1 pseudogene is annotated in these 651 nt (G+C 66.8%); it reads left to right on the forward strand.

What is annotated here, in order from left to right:
- Nucleotides 1-651: pseudogene (locus tag JCM25156_RS26565) on the forward strand (MMPL family transporter); the annotation flags it as partial.

The following is a 651-nucleotide window of genomic DNA, read 5'->3' on the forward strand; positions in this document are numbered from 1 at the left end:
CGATGACCCGCTGCGCCGCATCCAGTCGGCGCTGGCGCATCTGTCAAAGGCGGATGACCAGCGCGTGCTGGCCACCAACGAGGCGCTGGTGCGCTTCCTGCCCATGCAGCTTGACATGCTGCGCGACATGCTGCGCGTAAAGCCGGTCACGTTGGCCGACGTGCCGGCGCAGCTTGCCCATGACTACGTGCTGCCGGACGGGCGCGCCCTGGTCGAGGTCCATCCCAGCCACGAGATGCAGGGCAACCGGGCGCTGCATACCTATGTGAACGAGATCCGCGCGATCGCGCCCATGGCGGCCGGTTCCGCCATCGACATCGTGCAGAGCGCCGCCACCATGGTGCATGCCTTTGTCACGGCGGCGGCGGCGGCCATTGTCATGATCGCCATCATCCTGTCCGTCGCCCTGCGCCGGGTGCTGGATACGGCGCTGGTTCTGGCGCCGCTGCTGCTTTCGGCGCTGATGACGGTGATTCTGGTCATCGTCGTGCCCGAGCAGCTCAACTTCGCCAACATCATCGCCCTGCCGCTGCTGCTGGGGGTGGGGGTGTCGTTCAATATCTATTTCGTCATGAACTGGCGCGCGGGCATCAAGCTGCCGCTGTCCAGCCCCACGGCGCGCGCGGTGCTGTTCTCGGCGCTGACGACGGG

The sequence above is a fragment of the Komagataeibacter kakiaceti JCM 25156 genome, assembly GCF_000613305.1.